This window comes from Helcobacillus massiliensis, assembly GCF_033106145.1.
Lineage (GTDB): Bacteria > Actinomycetota > Actinomycetes > Actinomycetales > Dermabacteraceae > Helcobacillus > Helcobacillus massiliensis.
In genome coordinates this window covers 1,541,981-1,557,826 of the sequence record NZ_CP136959.1, presented here as the reverse complement: position 1 = coordinate 1,557,826, position 15,846 = coordinate 1,541,981, and the positions used below count along the sequence as shown (strand labels likewise).

The 15,846-nt window shown below is 69.5% G+C and carries 17 protein-coding genes; 7 read left to right on the top strand and 10 right to left on the bottom strand.

The genetic code is table 11. The annotated features are described in order from the left end of the window. Positions 1–112 precede the first annotated feature (112 nt). On the bottom strand, positions 113–523 hold the full coding sequence (locus R3I40_RS07190; protein ID WP_183375498.1) for a DUF4307 domain-containing protein: 411 nt from the start codon (positions 521–523) through the stop codon (positions 113–115). A 47-nt stretch (positions 524–570) separates the two neighbouring features. Here R3I40_RS07190 and mca point away from each other — a divergent pair, with 47 nt between their 5' ends. Both mca and R3I40_RS07180 read left to right on the top strand, forming a co-directional pair. Beyond that, on the top strand, positions 571–1,455 hold the full coding sequence (gene mca / locus R3I40_RS07185; protein WP_239374017.1) for a mycothiol conjugate amidase Mca: 885 nt from the start codon (positions 571–573) through the stop codon (positions 1,453–1,455). Continuing rightward, positions 1,455–1,826, top strand: coding sequence for a hypothetical protein (locus R3I40_RS07180; protein ID WP_183375496.1), 372 nt, complete (start codon positions 1,455–1,457; stop codon positions 1,824–1,826). Before mca ends, R3I40_RS07180 begins: the two co-directional genes overlap by 1 nt. Positions 1,827–1,845: 19 nt before the next feature. Here the strand turns inward: R3I40_RS07180 and trhA are convergent, their stop codons facing one another. Beyond that, positions 1,846–2,580 carry a PAQR family membrane homeostasis protein TrhA gene (gene trhA, locus R3I40_RS07175; protein ID WP_183375494.1) on the bottom strand — a complete coding sequence of 245 codons (735 nt, stop codon included), beginning with the start codon at positions 2,578–2,580 and terminating at the stop codon, positions 1,846–1,848. A gap of 210 nt (positions 2,581–2,790) precedes the next feature. Between trhA and uppS the strand changes: the two genes are divergently transcribed. Both uppS and R3I40_RS07165 read left to right on the top strand, forming a co-directional pair. After that, positions 2,791–3,573: a polyprenyl diphosphate synthase gene (uppS, locus tag R3I40_RS07170; RefSeq protein WP_259923591.1), complete on the top strand. Its 783-nt coding sequence runs from the start codon at positions 2,791–2,793 to the stop codon at positions 3,571–3,573. A gap of 107 nt (positions 3,574–3,680) precedes the next feature. Then, the gene (locus R3I40_RS07165) at positions 3,681–4,967 is read left to right on the top strand and encodes an RNA 5'-3' helicase PhoH2 (RefSeq protein WP_396349464.1); all 1,287 of its coding nucleotides are present in this window, start codon (positions 3,681–3,683) and stop codon (positions 4,965–4,967) included. 115 nt (positions 4,968–5,082) lie between these two features. Here the strand turns inward: R3I40_RS07165 and R3I40_RS07160 are convergent, their stop codons facing one another. The 3 genes from R3I40_RS07160 to R3I40_RS07150 form a co-directional block, all read right to left on the bottom strand. Continuing rightward, positions 5,083–5,553 carry a hypothetical protein gene (locus R3I40_RS07160; protein ID WP_259923589.1) on the bottom strand — a complete coding sequence of 157 codons (471 nt, stop codon included), beginning with the start codon at positions 5,551–5,553 and terminating at the stop codon, positions 5,083–5,085. Positions 5,554–5,778: 225 nt separating this feature from the next. Further along, a complete protein-coding gene (locus R3I40_RS07155) occupies positions 5,779–7,185 on the bottom strand; it encodes a class II fumarate hydratase (protein ID WP_183375479.1) in 1,407 nt (468 codons plus the stop codon). Continuing rightward, positions 7,182–8,213: a carbohydrate kinase family protein gene (locus R3I40_RS07150; protein WP_285261892.1), complete on the bottom strand. Its 1,032-nt coding sequence runs from the start codon at positions 8,211–8,213 to the stop codon at positions 7,182–7,184. Before R3I40_RS07150 ends, R3I40_RS07155 begins: the two co-directional genes overlap by 4 nt. A gap of 91 nt (positions 8,214–8,304) precedes the next feature. Between R3I40_RS07150 and R3I40_RS07145 the strand changes: the two genes are divergently transcribed. Next, entirely contained in the window at positions 8,305–8,895 is a 591-nt protein-coding gene (locus tag R3I40_RS07145) for a DUF4245 family protein (protein ID WP_183375475.1), read from the top strand. An 18-nt stretch (positions 8,896–8,913) separates the two neighbouring features. Here R3I40_RS07145 and R3I40_RS07140 read toward each other — a convergent pair whose 3' ends face one another. The 5 genes from R3I40_RS07140 to yedE form a co-directional block, all read right to left on the bottom strand. Continuing rightward, on the bottom strand, positions 8,914–9,885 hold the full coding sequence (locus R3I40_RS07140) for a diaminopimelate dehydrogenase (RefSeq protein WP_285261893.1): 972 nt from the start codon (positions 9,883–9,885) through the stop codon (positions 8,914–8,916). A 137-nt stretch (positions 9,886–10,022) separates the two neighbouring features. Next, positions 10,023–10,289 carry an exodeoxyribonuclease VII small subunit gene (locus R3I40_RS07135; protein WP_183375471.1) on the bottom strand — a complete coding sequence of 89 codons (267 nt, stop codon included), beginning with the start codon at positions 10,287–10,289 and terminating at the stop codon, positions 10,023–10,025. Further along, on the bottom strand, positions 10,286–11,581 hold the full coding sequence (gene xseA / locus R3I40_RS07130) for an exodeoxyribonuclease VII large subunit (protein ID WP_285261894.1): 1,296 nt from the start codon (positions 11,579–11,581) through the stop codon (positions 10,286–10,288). Before xseA ends, R3I40_RS07135 begins: the two co-directional genes overlap by 4 nt. 57 nt (positions 11,582–11,638) lie before the next feature. Then, the gene (gene yedF / locus R3I40_RS07125; RefSeq protein WP_259923585.1) at positions 11,639–11,971 is read right to left on the bottom strand and encodes a sulfurtransferase-like selenium metabolism protein YedF; all 333 of its coding nucleotides are present in this window, start codon (positions 11,969–11,971) and stop codon (positions 11,639–11,641) included. Beyond that, positions 11,968–13,239, bottom strand: coding sequence for a selenium metabolism membrane protein YedE/FdhT (yedE, locus tag R3I40_RS07120; protein ID WP_259923584.1), 1,272 nt, complete (start codon positions 13,237–13,239; stop codon positions 11,968–11,970). Before yedE ends, yedF begins: the two co-directional genes overlap by 4 nt. A gap of 131 nt (positions 13,240–13,370) precedes the next feature. On the opposite strand from yedE, the gene R3I40_RS07115 reads away from it, so the two are divergent. Next, positions 13,371–14,435 carry a 4-hydroxy-3-methylbut-2-enyl diphosphate reductase gene (locus R3I40_RS07115; protein ID WP_239374044.1) on the top strand — a complete coding sequence of 355 codons (1,065 nt, stop codon included), beginning with the start codon at positions 13,371–13,373 and terminating at the stop codon, positions 14,433–14,435. Positions 14,436–14,946: 511 nt separating this feature from the next. After that, positions 14,947–15,792, top strand: a complete 846-nt coding sequence (locus R3I40_RS07110; protein WP_259923583.1) for a hypothetical protein — start codon at positions 14,947–14,949, stop codon at positions 15,790–15,792. The last annotated feature ends 54 nt before the right edge of the window (positions 15,793–15,846 follow it).

The following is a 15,846-nucleotide window of genomic DNA, read 5'->3' as shown; positions in this document are numbered from 1 at the left end:
GACCCTGATCCTCGTCACAGAACCCGTCGGCCGACGGGGTGGACTCCCGCGAGCGGACAGGGATCCGGGCGCGCGGCCCGGCACGGGCGCAGCGCGGACGCGCAGGTGCGGATCAGAGGGGAGTGCAGGACTTCACGACGCCGGACACCGCCGGCTGCTGAGTGGTCACCACCACCGAATGGTGGGAGACCCGCTCACTCTGCTGCGGAACCTCCACCGAGGTGAAGCCCACCTGGCCGCGGTTCCCGTTCAGCGCCTCCACACTGCAGCGCACCGCGGTGCCGGGCTTCGTGTTCAGCTCGAAGCTCACCCGCATCTGCGTATCGGACACGTGGGTGTAGCCGGTGGTGGTGACCTTCACCGGAGATGAGGAGGAGACCACCAGACCCACCCAGATGACGGTCGCGAGGAACACCAGAGCGAGGATCCCGATGCCGATCCGGGCGGCGAGGGTGCGGCCAGCGGAGCGAGACGTGCCGTAGCGCTCTGCCAGGCGTTCGGAACGGGACTCGGTGGCGTGCATGCGGCTATTGTGTCATGGGACCAGGACCTCTGCTGCTAGGAGAGACATTGAGCGCTGACAGCCGCCCCGCACGCGAGAAGCTGCGCATGATGGCCGTGCACGCCCACCCGGATGACGAAGCGTCCAAGGGTGCGGCAGCCGTCGCCAAATATGTGCACGAGGGGGTGGACGTCACCATCGTCACCTGCACCGGCGGCGAACGCGGAGACATCCTCAACCCCGCGATGGCGGATGACCCCGACGCGCTCGCGGACCTCACGGCCGTGCGCCGCCGCGAAATGGAAGCGGCCCGCGACGTTCTCGGCGCCGACCACGTGTGGCTCGGCTTTGTGGACTCCGGCCTGCCCGAAGGGGACCCCGTCCCCGACCTGCCCGACGGGTGCTTCGCGCTCCTGCGCACCGAAGAGGCGGCACGCCCCCTCGTGCAGCTGATCCGTGAGCGCCGCCCGCACGTGCTCACCACGTATGACGAGAACGGGCACTACCCGCACCCGGACCACATCATGACCCACAAGATCTCGATCCTGGCGTGGGAGCTCGCCGCCGATCCCACCTATCGGCCGGAGCTCGGCGAGCCGTGGGAGATCTCGAAGCTGTACTACAACATGAGCATGTCGGCGGTGGAGGCGAACGAGTTCCACGAGTACTACCTGGAGCGTGGCCTCGACTCCCCGTACGAGGAGCGCCTGTCCTGGTACAAGGGGCTGCGGCAGAACCCGATCACCACCAAGGTGGACGTCTCCGACTACCTGGAGTACCGCGACCGGGCGCTTCTGGCGCACGCCACCCAGGTGGATCCGGAGGGCATGTTCTTCTGGGTCTCCAATGAGGTGCGCCGCCTCGTGTGGCCGTGGGAGGCCTACACCCTGCACTTCTCCCGCATTCCGGTGACGATTCCGGAAGACGACCTGTTCGAAGGACTCCGTTCGTGATGATGATCGCCGATCGCCTGCTCGTCACCGCCGGCACCGTTCTGGCGGACTCGACCCCGTCGCCGTCGCCGTCCTCCACGGTCCCGCCGGAGGACATGAACGCCGCCACCATCACCCCCGGCCTGCCGGGGTTCATCGTGTTCTTCATCATGGCGTGCGCTCTTGTGCTGCTGGCGTGGGACATGGGCCGCCGCATCCGTCGGTCCTCGGCGCGGGAGAACGTGGCGGCGCGCATGGCCGCCCGCGATGCGCAGGCAAGCTCCACCGAGGGCTCCGAGCCCGCGCGCGCTGCTGACGAGGGCGAAGGCCCCGAGCTCCGGTCCGAGGAGAATGACGTCGACCTGCCCGACGGCCCCGAGGACCGCGCCTGATCCGACTGAGCGCCTTCGCTCAGACCACGGAGATCCACACCGCGATGAGGTGGCAGACGAAGCCGATCACGGTGAAGCTGTGGAAGATCTCGTGGAAGCCGAACACCTCCGGCACCGGGTCCGGCCGCTTCAGTCCGTAGACCACCGCACCGAGCGTGTAGGCGATGCCGCCGCCGATCAGCAGGCCCACCACCGGCCAACCTCCGCCGGCGTGCAGCTGCGGCATGTACAGCACGGCCACCCAGCCGAGCGCCACGTACGCCGGCACGTACAGCCAGCGCGGCGCACCGGTCCACAGCAGGCGGAACGCGACACCGAGCGCGGCGCCCGCCCACGCAACGGACAGCAGCACCGTGGCGTCATGCCGGTTGAGCAGTGACACCGCGATCGGGGTGTACGTGCCGGCGATGATCATGAAGATGTTCGCGTGGTCGAACCGCTTGAGCATCAGGGCCCGCTTCGGCGCCCAGGTGCCGCGGTGGTACGTGGCGGAGACGCCGAACAGCAGACCGGCCGTCGCGATGAACACCACAGTGGACAGGCGGGCCGCGAGGCTCCCGCCGAGGGCCACCAGGATCAGCCCGGCGATCATGGCGCTGGGGAACGCGAACAGGTGGATCCAGCCGCGCAGCTTCGGCTTCGGCACCACACCCGCGGCGATGCTGAACTTCTGCGCGGCGAAGTCGCGCGCCCGGTTCGCTCCGGCGCGCGCCGAAACAACGGGGTGGGACCCCTCGTGCGGTGTGGTGACCATGTGGTCATATTAGCCGACCGCACCCCGCCCGGCCGCCGGGGACCACCGCCTGGTCCGCGGTGCACGCCCGTCCGCTCAGCGGCCCCGGCCCCCCTTTTTTTGTGAGCATGTTGTGCACGCCCGGGGCACGGATGGGGGAGCGGCACCCGTCGGCCGCCCCGATCGGGAAGAATGGGCCCCACCCCATCCGACGCGCCGACAGGAGGACCCGTGGCAGCACCCGCCAGCGCGCCCCGCACCCGAGCGGCTGGACCGCAGCACGCCCGCGGCGCCGAGGAGCCGGCAGCGCCGGCTGCGAGCACCGCGCCCGAGCACGTCGGGGTCATCATCGACGGCAACCGCCGGTGGGCGCAGGGCCGCGGCCTCTCCACCGCCGATGGCCACCGGGAGGGCGCCCGCCGCATCAGCGATGTGCTGCGCTGGATGGACGAGCGCGGCATCGCCCTGGGCACCATCTGGATGCTGTCCACCGACAACGCGAACCGCCCCGCCGACGAGCTCCAGGCGCTGTTCGGGATCATCGCCGCGACCGTGGAGGACATCGCGGCCGACGGGTTCAGCATCCGCATCATCGGCGACCTCAGCCTGATCCCCGCCGCCTCCCGCCAGCGGATCGGCGCCGCGATCGACGGCGCAGACATCCGCCGGGACATGCAGGTGAACCTCGCGGTCGGGTACGGCGGCCGCCGCGAAATCGTCGACGCCGTGCGCACGTCGCTGCGCGATGCCGTCGCCGCCGGCGCCGACCCGATGGAGGCGATCGCGCGCCTGAGCGAACAGGACGTCGCCGACCACCTGTACACCGCCGGCCAGCCCGACCCGGACCTCATCATCCGCACTTCCGGTGAGGAGCGCCTGTCCGGGTTCCTGCTGTGGGAGTGCGTCCACACCGAGCTGGTGTTCACCCAGACGCTCTGGCCGGACTTCAGCGAGCAGGACCTGGATGCGGCCCTCGAGGAGTTCGCCGGCCGCGACCGCCGCTACGGAGCCTGAACCCGGCCCACCGCCCCGGTTAACCGGGGCCCAAGCCCCCATGAACTCTCATCGGCGCCCACCGGGACATGTCCGGGAGCCCCTTCGCGCCGACCTACGCTCAGGGCATGATCTATGTTCTGGACACCTCAGTCCTCCTCTCGGACCCAGGCGCGCTGTACCGCTTCGCAGAGCACGAGATCGTGCTCCCGATCATTGTGATCACGGAGCTGGAGGCCAAGCGCCACCACCCCGACCTCGGGTTCTTCGCCCGCAAGGCGCTGCGCTCGCTGGACCGCCTCCGCGAGAAGCACGGGTCCCTCGCCACCGCCGTCCCCATCTCCGATGAGGGCGGAACCCTGCGCGTGGAGCTGAACCACCAGGACACCTCCAGCCTCCCGCCGGGCTTCCGCCTCGCCGACAACGACACCCGCATCCTCGCCGCCGCCAAGAACCTCCTCGACGAAGGGCACGAGGTCACCCTCGTCTCCAAGGACGTCCCGATGCGCATCAAGGCCAGCGCCTCCGGCCTGCGCGCCGAGGAGTACCGCGCGGAGCTCGCCCACAACGCCGGCTACACCGGCATCGAAGATGTCCACATCAGCGACGACGACATGCAGGGCCTGTGGGCCGGCGAAACGATCGACCTGCCGGAGGACAAGCGGGACCTGCCGCTGCACACCGGTCTGAAGATCCACTCCGGTCGCGGCAACGCCCTCGGCCGGGTGGTCCACATGAACCAGATGCGGGTCATCCCCCCGGATCAGACCCTGTTCGGCGTCACCGGCCGCTCCGCGGAGCAGCGCATCGCGGTGGACCTGCTGCTGGATGACGCCGTCTCCATCGTGTCGCTCGGCGGCCGTGCCGGCACCGGCAAGAGCGCCCTCGCCCTCTGCGCCGGCCTCGAAGCCGTGATGGAGCGCCGCACCCAGCGCCGCATCATGGTGTTCCGCCCCCTGTTCCCGGTGGGCGGGCAGGAGCTCGGGTACCTCCCCGGCGACCAGGACGAGAAGATGGGGCCGTGGGCGCAGGCCGTGTTCGACACCCTCGGCTCGATGGTGTCCGACTCGGTCGTGGATGAGGTCATCTCCCGCGGCATGCTCGAAGTGCTGCCGCTGACCCACATCCGCGGCCGCTCCCTCCACGACGCGTTCGTGATCGTGGACGAAGCGCAGTCGCTTGAGCGAGGCGTGCTGCTGTCGATGATGAGCCGTGTGGGTCAGAACTCCCGCGTGGTCCTCACCCACAACGTCGCCCAGCGCGACAACCTCAGGGTGGGCCGCTTCGACGGCATCGCATCGGTCGTGGAGGCGCTGAAGGGCGAGGAGCTGTTCGCACACGTGACGCTGCGACGCTCCGAGCGCTCCCCGGTGGCGGAGCTCGTCACCCGTGTCCTCGACCAGCCGGCTCCCTGATCGGAGCGCTCGAGCATGATCACGGTGGTGAGCCGCCGGCTGCGTGCACAGCAGCCGCACCTCGTCGCGATGATGAGATGCGGCTGCTCGGCTCGCCAGGTGCTGTGGTGGGCGCTCAGCCCTTGCGGTGGGTCCAGGTCTCGCCGTAGGTGACGGTCAGGGGGTGGCCCTCGCAGTGGGACACCAGCCACTCGTAGGCGGCCTCGGCGGAGTCCAGGCCGTCCTCGCCGCCGGAGGTGATCCTCGCCTCCAGGGCGGTGCCCGACGGGTGCTCCGTCCATTCCAGTGACGCTCCGCCGTCGAGGCCGTGACGGCCTGTGTCCGGGTGCTCCGGGTTCTGGGTGAGGGTGCGGAACCTCTGATCCATGCGGTCCGCAGCGTCGCTCAGCGCCTGCGAGTCGGTGCCGGCGGAGATGAGGACGTCGAGGGTGACCAGGAAGTCACCGTCGCCCCAGCGGGCGGTGGATCCGTCGGCGAACTCCATCTCCTCCACGGGGGTGTAGGGGGCGATGCCGGGCTGGGTGGGCTGCCGGTCGGCGACGGCGCCGAGGTGGGCGGTGTGGGACGGAGTGCTTGCGGTGGCCATGCGATGAGTCCTTCCAACGCGGTCCGCGCGGATCAGCGCGGTGGGCAGCGCCCTGCCGCCCAGGTCACGATTCTATGAACGTGCACGGTTCGGAGCCTCGCAGCACGGGTCCTTCGCGGCGGCGTACGGGGCTCCTCCGCTGCCGGGAACAGCGCAGCGGCCGCCGTCAGAATCCCTGCAGGCGGCCGCTGGTGGATTCGGCGCCGGGTGACCAGCGCTGGGCTATCAGGCCTTCGGCGCGGTCATCGACAGCACGTCCAGAGCATCATCGAGCTGCTCTTCGGTCAGCTCGCCGCGCTCCACGAAGCCGAGGTCGAGGGCGGCCTCGCGGACGCTGATGCGCTCCGCGACGGCGTGCTTTGCGATCTTCGCGGCGCTCTCGTAGCCGATCAGCTTGTTCAGCGGCGTCACGATCGACGGGCTGGCCTCCGCGTAGAAGCGGGCCTTCTCCTCGTTGGCGACGAGACCGTCCACGGTCTTGTCCGCGAGCACCCGCATCGCGTTGGAGAGCAGGCGGATCGACTCGAGCACGCAGGTGCCCATGAGGGGGATCTGCACGTTGAGCTCGAACACGCCCTGGCTGCCGCCCCAGGCGACGGCGGCGTCGTTGCCGACGACCTTCGCGCACACCATCATCATGGCCTCCGGCACCACCGGGTTCACCTTGCCGGGCATGATGGAGGAGCCGGGCTGCAGGTCCGGGATGGCGATCTCGCCGAGGCCGGTGTTCGGTCCGGAGCCCATCCAGCGCAGGTCAGTGTTGATCTTCGTCAGGGACACCGCGATGGTGCGCAGCGCACCGGACATCTCCACGAGGCCGTCGCGGGCGGACTGCGCTTCGAAGTGGTTGCGGGCCTCGGTCAGCGGCAGGTCGGTCTGGCCGCCGAGGTGCTTGATGACGGCCTGCGGGAAGCCGACCGGGGTGTTGATGCCGGTGCCGACGGCGGTGCCGCCCAGCGGCACCTCAGCGGTGCGCGGCAGAGCCGCTTCGACGCGCTCGATGCCGTAGCGCATCTGAGCGGCATAGCCGCCGAACTCCTGACCGAGGGTCACCGGGGTCGCATCCATCATGTGGGTGCGGCCGGCCTTCACCACGGACTTCCACTTCTCGGCCTTGTCCTCGAACGCGGTGGCGAGGTGGTCGAGCGCGGGCAGCAGGTTGCGCACCACGGACGCGGTGACGGCGACGTGCACGGACGTCGGGAAGACGTCGTTGGAGGACTGGGAGGCGTTGACGTGGTCGTTCGGGTGGACCTCCAGGCCGGACGCCTTCGAGGCGAGGGTCGCCAGCACCTCGTTCATGTTCATGTTCGAGGACGTGCCGGAGCCGGTCTGATAGACGTCGATCGGGAACTGGTCGTCGTGCTCACCGCTGATGACCTCATCGGCCGCGGCGACGATGGCGTCGGCGATCTGCTGGTCCACGGTGCCGAGCTCGGCGTTGGCGCGGGCCGCGGCCTTCTTCACCTCGGCGAGGGCGTGGATGTGGGCGGCTTCGAGCCCCTGGCCGGAGATCGGGAAGTTCTCCACGGCGCGCTGGGTCTGCGCGCGGTACAGGGCCGAAGCGGGCACCCGCACCTCGCCCATCGTGTCGTGCTCGATGCGGTAGTCAGTCTGGTCAGCCTGCGTCATTGCTCAACTTTCTTACTGGTGCTGGTGCCGGAGGGGCCGGCGAGCGACCCATCCAGCCTATCCCCGATCTCGTGCAGCCACGGCGGGTTCGCGCCGGTGCGGCTCACCGTCACCGACGCGAGTTGAGCGGCATGCCGGACAAGGGCCGTCACCTGCTCGGCGCCGAGGGCGGTGAGGCGCTCACGGGCGGCCTCGCCCGCCCCGTCGGCAGCGCCGCCGGCCGACGGAGTCAGCACACCGAGCCGCACCAGGCCGTCGATCAGGCCGGCGGAGAAGGTGTCGCCCGCCCCGATGGTGTCCGCGACGTCGGTGGGAGCACCGGGCACGTCGATGCGACCGGCAGCGGTGAACGCGGTGGCTCCGTCGGCCCCGCGGGTGAGGACGGCCAGGAGCGCACCGCGCTGCAGGAACGCCGCACACGCGCGCTCCTCCTCGCCGGCGCCGTACAGCCACTGGAGATCCTCGTCGGACGCCTTGACCACGTCGGCGAGAGCGGCGTTCGCTTCGATGACGCCGCGGACATCGGCTGCTTCGCCCATGAGGGCGGGGCGGGCGTTGGGGTCGTAGGAGATCAGCGCGTGGGGGTGGAGGCGCTGGATCTCCTCGCGCACCACGGAAGCGCCCGGGGAGCGGGTGGCGGCGATGGAGGAGGTGTGCACCGCTGCGGGGGAGTCGGGGAGGCCGACGGGGTTCGGGGACCAGTCGAGGTCGAACTCGTATTCGGCGGCGCCGTCCTCTGCGATGTCGGCGCGGGCGGTGGAGGTGGCGCCCTCCTGCACGGATCCGGCTGTGAGCGTGACGCGCGAGTCGGCGAGGTGGGTGCGGATCCGCCTGCCGCGCTCATCGGTGCCGAGGTGGGTGAGCAGGTGCGAGTCGTGGCCGAGGCGCCCCAGCGCGACCGCCACGTTCATCGGAGAGCCGCCGGGGTGCTCCTCGGGGGGTTGGCCGGGGCGGTGGACGATGTCGGTGAGGGCCTCGCCGATGGTCAGGATCTGCACGGGGTGCTGGTCGGAAGAGGAATCAGTCATCACACCGGTGATTGTCTCACCGGCTCGGCGGTTCGTGGAGCGGGTCGCACGGAGTCGCCCACCGCCCGGTGGTGCTGTCACAATGTCAGCCATGTCCGACCCATCGCTTGATCAGGCGCCGCCGAAGAAGCGGGAACTGCCCACGAAGAAGAACACCTCCGTCAAGAACATGGCGTGGGCCATGGGCCTGAACCTCATCCTGGTGGCGATCATCGCCGTGGCCGTGGTGGGGCTGGGCCGTGACAATGAGCAGAAGCCGTCGGCCGGGTCCGTCACCACCGTGAACATCGCCGAGTCCGCCGGCCGCGCCCAGGAGACACTCCCGTTCCCCGTGGCGAAGCCCGAGATGGGGGAGGGGTGGCGGCCCATCAAAGCGCGGCAGGGCGGCTCCGGTGAGTCCGGCACGTGGACCGTGCAGCAGCGCTCAGCGAGCGGCGAACTGCTGACCTTCGTGCAGGGATCCGAATACGGGCCCGCGATCACCCAGCTGATGGGCGGGGAATACCGAGCCAGTGGTGAGGAGCAGCAGATCGGCGGCGCCGACTGCGAATGGTTCGACGGCGACGACAAGCGCATCGCCCTCGGCTGCGACACCGGCGACTCCGGTTTCGTGGTCTACGGGGGAACGAACCGGGAGGACACGGCCGCCTTCGCCGAGAAGGCGGCGAGAACCGCGCAGTGACGCGCCGAGGGCGCACTCTCAGACGTCGCGGGCGATCAGCTCATCCAGCGGAATCGGCGACAGCAGGTACGGCGCCACCTCCAGCACGGTGAACGCACCGACCTGGCCCGAGCGGTTCATACGGGCGGCGGCGCGGGCGTAGGCGACCTGCGCGGCCGCGGTGAAGTCCGGGTTGCGCTCCAGCTCCAGGGAGAACTCCACCGTGGACAGCGAACCGCCGAGGTCACCGGTGGTGATGACGCGGCCGCCGTGCGGAAGGCCCTGATGGCTCTTCTCGAACTCCTCAGTGCTGACGAACTCGACCGTGGTCTCGTACGGCTCGAAGTAGTTCGGCATCGACACGATCTGCTCGCGGATCCGCTCCTGCTCGGACTCCTCCGCCACCGCGACGACCTCGCGGCGGTGAGCGGTGTGCGCGGTGATGTCGGCGCCGTCACCGCGGCGAGCGGCCTGCAGGGCGCCGTCCGACGGGATCGTGTACTGCACGGCGCGCTGCACACCCGGCACCCGTCGGACCGCATCCGAGTGGCCCTGGGAGGCGCCGAGGCCCCAGAAGGTGTTCTGCTGCGCGCTGGGGAAAAGGGCTTCGGCCATGGTGCGGTTTACGGAGAACAGGCCCGGGTCCCAGCCCGTGCCGACCATGGCGGTGTTCCCGTTCGCACGTGCCGCGGCGTCCATGCGGGCGCGGTGGCCGGGGATGTCGGCGTGGTTGTCGTAGGTGTCCACGGTGGTGAACAGCTCCGCCCAGCCGGTGGCCTGCTCGGGGATGTCGGTGGCGGATCCCAGGCACAGAAGCACCACGTCGATGTCGTCGGTGTGCTCGGCCGCGGAATCGGCGGGGAACACGGGGGTGTCGGTGTCCAGGGAGCTGCGGCGGGAGAAGATGCCCACCAGGTCCATGTCATCCTGGGCGCGGATGAGCTTCTCCGCGCTGCGTCCGAGATTGCCGTAGCCCGCGATGGCGGCGCGGATCCGCTTCGTTTCAGTCATGGCACGAGCCTATGCCCCAGCCGTACTCGCTCGCCAAAGGCGCCCGGTGGGAGTGAGACGCGCACCGTTGAGCGGGCCGCGCCCTGCCGCAGCGGCGACGCCGGCCGGACACGGCTGCCGGTCGGCACTGCTGCGGGTCAGTTCTGCTGGTCGGTGCTCTGCGCCTGCTGGCGCTGCACGGCGGCGTCGAGGCGCTCGCGGGCGCCGTCGAGCCACTGCTGGCAGCGCGTGGACAGCAGTTCGCCGCGCTCCCACAGTGCGATGGACTCCTCCAGCCCGCCCTGCCCGGATTCGAGGCGCTGGACGATGCCGACGAGTTCGTCGCGCGCCTGCTCGTAGCCGAGCGCGCGGATGTCCTCCGGCAGCTCGGGGGACTGGGGGTCGTCGGGGGTGCTGGTGCTCATGCGGGGTCCTCCTCGGGTGAATCAGTGGGGCCGACGGGTGCCGTGCGGTCATCAGAGCCGGTGCTGACCGCACCGATGCGGCCCTCGGCCATGCGGATGGACAGGCGGGTGCCGTCGGGGGCGCTGACGGGGTCGGTGATGACGGTGCCATCGCTCAGCTGCACGGCCGCGTAGCCGCGCCGCATCGTCTCCAGCGGTGACAGGCTCCGCGCCTGCCGCCGCAGGTGCGTGATCTCGTCACCGGCGCGCTGCAGGCGCGCATGGATGATGGTGCGCACCATCGACATCTGGGAGCGCAGCTCATCGGATCGCGCACCGAGCATGGTGTGCGGCTGGGCGAACACGGGCCGGGAACGCAGCGCCTGCAGGTTCTGTGCGTCCCGGTCGATGCGGGCGCGCAGAGCGGACCTGAGGCGGGTGCGGGCCAGCTCCACCTGCTCGCGTTCGGCCATCATGTCCGGCACCGCGATCTTCGCGGCATCCGTCGGCGTGGACGCGCGCACATCCGCCACGAGGTCCAGCAGGGGAGTGTCCACTTCGTGGCCGATGGCGGAGATGATCGGCGTGGCGGCGCCGGCGGCGAGGCGCACGAGGGACTCGTCGGAGAACGGCAGCAGATCCTCCATGGAGCCGCCGCCGCGGGAGATGATGATGACCTCCACCTCGGGGCGCGCTTCGAGTTCGCGCAGTGCCGCGCTCACCTCGCTGACCGCTTTGGTGCCCTGGACGGCGACTTCGCGGATCTCGAATCGAACGGCGGGCCACCGCTTCTCCGCGTTGACCACCACGTCCCGTTCGGCGGCGGAGGCGCGCCCGCAGATCAGGCCGATGGTGTGCGGCAGGAACGGCAACGGCTTCTTCCGGCCCCGGTCGAACAGGCCCTCCGCCGCAAGGGTGCGCTTCAGCTTCTCCAGGCGGGCGAGCAGCTCACCGAGCCCGACGGGGCGGATATCGGACGCCTCCAACTGCAGGGTGCCGCGCTTGCTCCAGAAGGTGGGCTTGCACCGCACCACAACGGTCGCGCCCTGGGTCGGCTCCACCCCGGACTGCTGGAGGACGTTGTCGCGGATGGGGACGGTGAAGGAGGCGTCGGTGTCGGTGTCGCGCAGGGTCAGGAAGTGCAGGCCGGCTCCGCGGCGCATGTTCACCTGCACGAGTTCGCCGATCACCCACAGGGGCGACATGCGGTTGATGTAGTCGCGGACGTTGACACTGAGCAGCCGCACCGGCCACGGATTCTCCGGGGTGGTTTCGGCGGCGGTCGCGGCCAACTGCTGCGGGGGCTCAGTCATGGCCTCTACTCTGCCACGCCGCCCCGTGCTGCGCGGTGCTCCTCGAAGGAGCGTGGATCACTGCTCGTGTTGATGCCGTCGGCCCCGCAGGAAGCCGAAGTGGCGGCGCGGCTTCTCCTCGGTGAGGTGGCGGCCGAGCACGGCGTCACCGCGACGGAACACGAACCGCATCGTGGCGCCCTCCTTCACGGGTTCCCCGAGCAGCTCGTGGCCCGCGGCGCGTGCGTCGTCGGGCACGTTGCGGTACGCCTGCGGGCAGTCGGTGGAGATCTCGATCGTCTCCCCGGGCCGCAGCCCGTGCAGTGCTTCGAGGGTGTGGATCACAGGGTAGGGGCACGACTCGCCGCGCAGGTCCAGCGAGTAGTCCGCGGTGCGGAACGAGGAACTCATGCGGCAACCTCCTCTCGCTCTGCCGGGGCGGATCCCTCAGCGTTGAGACGGCTGCGGCGACTGGTGCGGCGCGGCGACATCGCCAGCCACCACAGCGCCAGCAGAACCAGTGAGATCACCAGGGCTCCCCACAGGCCGCCGAAGCTCGTCAGACTGACCGGGGGAGCGGAGGCGACCAGATGGCGGTGGATGCCCCAGTGGTCCCAGCCGTAGGCGAGGACGGTGGCGCCGATGACATTGCCGCCGAACGCCACCCACGCCACTGTCTGCCCTTCCATCGCGCGGTACATCATGCCGGTTTCGCACGCTCCGGCCATGACGATGCCGAGGCCGAACAGGGTGCCGCCGATGACGGTGCCCCACCCGGCGGGCTTGGTCAGCGGGTCCATTCCGGTCACCAGCAGAACCACGAAGGTGGTGATGACGGCGGTCGCCAGGCCGATCACGAGCGCGTCGGAGAGCTTGGTCTTCCGCGTGACCCAAAGGTCGCGGAACGCCGCGGTGAAGCAGATCTGACCCCGTTGAATGAGCGCGCCGAACACGGTGCCGAACACCACGGCGACGGCCAGCAGGGGCCGCTCGGTGAGCAGGTACAGCAGGCACGCCGCGGCCAGAGCCGCCACGATGACCGTGAACGCGGACAGGTGGCGGACCCGTCGGCGCCGGTTCTGCTCAGCGGTGAGGTGCTGGCGCGCGGACGCGGGGACAGGGCGAGTGGGGCCGCGCCACCAGCGCTGTCGGATCAGCTGAACACCCAACCAGGTGCCGATCGCGGTGGTGAGGGTGAACAGCCAGGCGTGCAGGGAGAACTGCGGAATGCCGGTGAACATGGCGGCGAGGTTGCAGCCGAAGGCGAGGCGGGCTCCGAACCCGGCGACGATGCCGCCGGCGAGTGCCTGGGGGAACCGGCGGCGCAGCGGCGGGGTCCGGACGCGGAAGTCGTCTGCCCAGAGTGCTGCGAGGAGGGACCCCGCGAGCATGGCGATGACGATCCAGCCGTCGGTGCGGTCCAGGGGGCCGCCCTCCAACGCGGTGACCTCCTGGTAGTAGGTCCACGAACCGGGGTCGGCGCCGAGGAGCTCAACGGCATGTCCGCCCAAGCGGGTGAACTCACCGGTCACGGCCCAGACGGTTCCGGTGATCGCGAAGTAGGCGGCGCTGAGTGCGCCGAGGGCGGCGAACACGGGGCCGGGCGGCAGGCCCACGCGGGCGCGCAGAACGGAGTCGTAGGAGCGGTGGGGTGCTCGAGGAGCAGGCGATGATGTCACGGAGTCTCCGAAGCGGGCCGAGGGGACGAAGTCGATTGTAGACGGTCGGGAGGGGCTGGGGTCCGGCCCGGTGTGTCCGCGCGGGTGGGCCAGCTCGCTTCGGCTGGGGTTCCCACCTCGTGGTCCGTAGGATGGTGGGCGTGACTGATCAGCGTGTTCTTCTTGCAGAGCCCCGCGGGTATTGCGCGGGCGTTGACCGGGCCGTTGTGGCCGTCGAGCGGGCGCTCGAGCACTTCGACGAGACCGTGTACGTGCGCCACGAGATCGTCCACAACAAGTTCGTGGTGGACTCCCTGCGTGAGCGCGGCGCCGTGTTCGTCGAGGAGGTCGACGAGATCCCCGAGGGGTCCCTCGTCATCTTCTCCGCCCACGGCATCTCCCCGGCTGTGCGCGAAGCCGCCGAGGAGCGGGGCCTGCGCACGATCGACGCGACCTGCCCCCTGGTGACGAAGGTGCACAAGGAAGCTGTCCGCTTCGCGAAGGCCGGCTACGACATCCTCCTGGTGGGCCACGCCGGCCACGAAGAGGTCGAGGGAACCGCTGGTGAGGCCCCTGATCACGTGCAGATCGTGGACTCCCGTGACGACCTCGACGCGATTCAGGTGCGCGACCCGGACAAGGTGGTGTGGCTGAGCCAGACCACCCTCAGCGTGGACGAGACGATGGAGACGGTGGAGCGGCTGCGTGAGCGCTTCCCGAACCTCCAGTCCCCGCCGTCGGACGACATCTGCTACGCCACCCAGAACCGCCAGGTCGCGGTGAAGAAGATCGCGCCCGACTCCGACCTCGTGCTCGTGGTCGGCTCCGCGAACTCCTCCAACTCCGTACGCCTGATGGAGGTCGCGAAGGAGAACGGTGCGAAGGACGCGCACCGCATCGACTTCATCAGCGAACTGAAGGACGAATGGTTCGAGGGCGTCACCACTGTGGGAGTCACCTCGGGGGCGTCCGTGCCGGAGGTGCTGGTGCAGGCGCTGCTGAAGGAGCTCGCCGAACGCGGCTACGGCACGGTGGAGCGTGTCCGCACCGCGCAGGAGGACCTGATGTTCTCCCTGCCGCGCGAGCTGCGCCAGGAGATGAAGGTGCAGGGTGCGGATGACCGCCGTGAGCGCCCGCAGCGGGACATGCGGGATGCGGCGGACCAGTCGCCGCTGTCCGGCCGGGGAGCTGCGCCGACGGGTGCCGACGCACAGTGAGCTGACCCCGCCCGTCGTGCACGCTGACCGCGGTTGAACGGGACGCAGACGAGAGAAGGACCCCACCGATCGGTGGGGTCCTTCGTTGTTGTCTGCTGAGCTCGGCGCGGGCGCTGAGACGAGTGGTCAGCAGCGGGCAGGGCTACGCGGCGGCCGGTGACGTCAGGATCGGTGCTAACTGAATAGTTTCCTCATTCGATTGTACGGCTCTGTTCGGACGATCGTCCCAATGAACCCAAGAGAGGTGAAAGCAGTCCTGGCCTGGGGGTTCGTGCGGAGAAGGGCTCTGGATGCGGACGTGTTCCCGCCGGGGCGGTCTCACATATCGAGTCGGTGGCGCGAGTGGCGCAGAGACGCCTCCGCCGGGCGCCGAGCAGAGCGTTGACGACCGCGTCACGCCTCTGTAATCTACCTTCGGTTTGGTCAAGGACCTACTACGCGGTCAGGAGGAGCGCGCCGCTCCTGAATCGGGCTCGATCGAGGTGCGCTGAAGACACAGAAAGGGTTCACCGTGACCACTACCGGCCGACGGAATCTGTTGAAGGGCGCGACCTGGGCGGCCCCTGTCATCGCTGTCTCCACGATGGCTCCTGCCTACGCTGGCAGCCCTGTTCCCGGTACTGGGACGCTTGTGGCAGCCCCCTGGTCGAACACCTGGCGTGCAAGTAACCAGTACAAAGGAGCTGCTACCATCCTGCAGCCCTGGGTCATCTACCCCACGACACGGCCGTCCGGCACGGTGGCTGTCACCAACGAGACTCCTGCGTCACAGACCGCCAACCCGCTGACCAGGAAGGCCAGCGCATGGGATCCGATCTATCCGGATCAGAGCACGGGCAACTACAACGGCAACAAGGCCGAGGCGCCCGGTGCCGTGGGCAAGGGCGATGTCATCGAGATCTTCATCGAGAACATCGGCGGGAAGGACTCCTACGCGCCCCAGCCGCGCGTCGCTGGTCAGGAGCACACCACCTTCACTCATGACGGCACGCGCTACGGTCCTGACACCTACGGTGCTGCTTGGCCGGATGTTCTGCTGCGCGACTACCGGCCGAACAATCCGGATTCCTACTACGACTTCCTCAAGGCCAACGAATTCAGTGGTGCAGGCGTCAACACCGGCAAAGAGTCGTTCACGGGTGTCCCTTACACCACGGCGGATGGTCGCCACGGCTGGAAATGGGTCATCGAACTGACCAATCCCGTGGACAACGAACACGACGGGTCGGATGCGGTCACCTTCGACATCCGCTATCCGGAGCACCGCCCCGAGGGGTCATTCCCCAAACAGACCTACGCTCAGTATCGGACCACGGTGATTTCGCCCTGGGGAACGGTGGTCTACACGTCCGCCTGATCGACCGGACGCGAAGGGCCCCGCAGGTAACGTACCTGCGGGGCCCTCCCTTGT

What these genes read in the sequence shown, in the direction of transcription:
- R3I40_RS07190 (WP_183375498.1), bottom strand. Translation starts at nt 523, where the DNA reads ATGCACGCCACCGAGTCCCGTTCCGAACGCCTGGCAGAGCGCTACGGC.
- R3I40_RS07180 (WP_183375496.1), top strand. Translation starts at nt 1,455, where the DNA reads ATGATGATCGCCGATCGCCTGCTCGTCACCGCCGGCACCGTTCTGGCG.
- trhA (WP_183375494.1), bottom strand. Translation starts at nt 2,580, where the DNA reads ATGGTCACCACACCGCACGAGGGGTCCCACCCCGTTGTTTCGGCGCGC.
- R3I40_RS07165 (WP_396349464.1), top strand. Translation starts at nt 3,681, where the DNA reads ATGATCTATGTTCTGGACACCTCAGTCCTCCTCTCGGACCCAGGCGCG.
- R3I40_RS07160 (WP_259923589.1), bottom strand. Translation starts at nt 5,553, where the DNA reads ATGGCCACCGCAAGCACTCCGTCCCACACCGCCCACCTCGGCGCCGTC.
- R3I40_RS07155 (WP_183375479.1), bottom strand. Translation starts at nt 7,185, where the DNA reads ATGACGCAGGCTGACCAGACTGACTACCGCATCGAGCACGACACGATG.
- R3I40_RS07150 (WP_285261892.1), bottom strand. Translation starts at nt 8,213, where the DNA reads ATGACTGATTCCTCTTCCGACCAGCACCCCGTGCAGATCCTGACCATC.
- R3I40_RS07145 (WP_183375475.1), top strand. Translation starts at nt 8,305, where the DNA reads ATGTCCGACCCATCGCTTGATCAGGCGCCGCCGAAGAAGCGGGAACTG.
- R3I40_RS07140 (WP_285261893.1), bottom strand. Translation starts at nt 9,885, where the DNA reads ATGACTGAAACGAAGCGGATCCGCGCCGCCATCGCGGGCTACGGCAAT.
- R3I40_RS07135 (WP_183375471.1), bottom strand. Translation starts at nt 10,289, where the DNA reads ATGAGCACCAGCACCCCCGACGACCCCCAGTCCCCCGAGCTGCCGGAG.
- xseA (WP_285261894.1), bottom strand. Translation starts at nt 11,581, where the DNA reads ATGACTGAGCCCCCGCAGCAGTTGGCCGCGACCGCCGCCGAAACCACC.
- yedF (WP_259923585.1), bottom strand. Translation starts at nt 11,971, where the DNA reads ATGAGTTCCTCGTTCCGCACCGCGGACTACTCGCTGGACCTGCGCGGC.
- R3I40_RS07115 (WP_239374044.1), top strand. Translation starts at nt 13,371, where the DNA reads ATGGTGGGCGTGACTGATCAGCGTGTTCTTCTTGCAGAGCCCCGCGGG.